Consider the following 1,755-nt stretch of genomic DNA (forward strand, 5'->3'; position numbering starts at 1 on the left):
GCCCTTGGGGTGCGGACGGTCGCCGTACCGGTCCTGGAGCGAACGGGGCACGCGCGGTTCGCGCTCGCGGTGCGCAGGAGGGCCGGCAGTGGCGCTATCCGGCCTGTCGGCCCGGGTCGCGGCGTTCCGCCGGGGCGAGGAGCAGGACCTCCAGGGCGCGGGCGCAGGAGCGGGCCTGAGCCAGGTACCAGTCGAGCCGGGCGTCGGTGATCAGTTCGGGCGTCCCGCGCACCGCGAGCGCGAACCGCGCGTGCCCCGTTCGCTCCAGGACCGGTACGGCGACCGTCCGCACCCCAAGGGCCGACTCCCCGTCGTTGAGCGCGTACCCGGCATCCCGTACGCGCGCCAGCTCGGCGGACAGCGCCGGGGGTTCGACGATGGTCCGCTCGGTGAACGCGTACAGCGGCGGAAGCGAGCGCGGGCCGGGCTCGCCCGCCCGGGGCCAGGCCAGCAGCACCTTGCCGAGCGCCGTCGAGTGCAGCGGACGCCGCAGCCCCACCTTGGGCGTCACCGAACCCCCCGCCACGATCACCACGTGCGGGCCGCTGCGCAGAGCCAGATCCGCCGTGGCCCCGGTGCGCTCGGCGAGGTCGGACAGCTCCGGGGCGGCCAGATGCAGCCCCCGCTGGTGGTACGAGAGCCGCCCCAGCTCCGTCATCGCCGGGCCCAGCCGGTAGCGGGCGGTCCGGGCGTCCTGCTCCAGGAACCCCGCACCGAGCAGGGTCCGGGCCAGCCGGTGCGCGGTGGAGGTGGAGAGCCCGAGCCGCCGCGCGAGGTCCGAGGCGCTCAGGTCGGGTCCGTTGTCGTGGAAGCAGTGCAGCACATCGAGTGCGCGGCGGACCGCCTGGGCGCCCGCCGGGGGTCGGACGGTGCCGGCCTCGGTCGTCATAGGGTTCGCTCCCCGTGGGTGATCGAGCCCCCACGCTCCCACATGGCGGGAGTCGAATCAGGGCCCGAACGAGGTCGGAAACACGCCGTTCATACGCAATCCCACATCGTGGGAGACGAGTTGTCGCCGGTCGGAACTCCATGGCAGGGTTCCGGCCAGGCCACCACAGCGGCACCGAGCCGGAGGGAGCAGGACCCGTCATGAACGCACGACGTACCGATCGGCACACCGCACGTCGCACCGCACGATGTGCGGCCACGGCCTCTCCCGCGCCGCTCGTCCTCACCCGGCGCCGCCACATCGACCTGGCGCGCGTCGCGGGGGCCGGCTGTCGCTGACGACCCCGGAGGTCGGCTCGTGACGGGCTCGCCCGCCCGGCACACCGTTCGCGCAGGGTTCCACCACCGGACCGCCGGACCGCCGGGCGACGGGCCGACCGCGTACGGGGCGGATTTCGGTCCGCGGTGCTTCGCCCGTTCGTAGGAAGGCCGTTCCCACGCGGGATCACGTGCTGACGCGGGATCGCGTTTCCACGGGGGAGCGGGGTCGGCGGTCGGGTGGCGTTCTCCTGGTGGGAACGGCTTCACGTGTCGCCGACTCCGGGTCCCGCGCCCGGGCTCCAGGTCGCACCCTGTGCCCGGGTTCCACGCCGGATCGCCTTCTCCGCGTGGGTGTACGTCCTCGGGCCTGCGCCCTCCCCGGCGGCGGGCGGATTCGGCATGAGTCCCGCCTGTGCGGCAGGGCCCTTCCCGCTCCACGCGATCCCCGGCTCTCCCCAGGACCCGGATTCGGGATTCGGCGTCGGCTGTTCTCCCGGGGCGTGGTCACCCCCGCCGCTCTCCTCTCTCCTCTCCTCGCTCTCCTTC

General features: G+C 74.3%; 2 protein-coding genes. One reads left to right on the plus strand and one right to left on the minus strand.

The window, feature by feature from the left end:
- Positions 1-94: 94 nt before the first annotated feature.
- Positions 95-889 (minus strand): IclR family transcriptional regulator, encoded by a 795-nt coding sequence (locus EAO70_RS37455; protein WP_148007217.1) that lies wholly within the window; start codon positions 887-889, stop codon positions 95-97.
- 200 nt (positions 890-1,089) lie between these two features.
- Between EAO70_RS37455 and EAO70_RS40580 the strand changes: the two genes are divergently transcribed.
- Positions 1,090-1,227, plus strand: a complete 138-nt coding sequence (locus EAO70_RS40580) for a putative leader peptide (RefSeq protein WP_402112134.1) — start codon at positions 1,090-1,092, stop codon at positions 1,225-1,227.
- The last annotated feature ends 528 nt before the right edge of the window (positions 1,228-1,755 follow it).

Origin of the sequence: Streptomyces sp. adm13(2018) (genome assembly GCF_008042145.1) — a bacterium.
Lineage (GTDB): Bacteria > Actinomycetota > Actinomycetes > Streptomycetales > Streptomycetaceae > Streptomyces.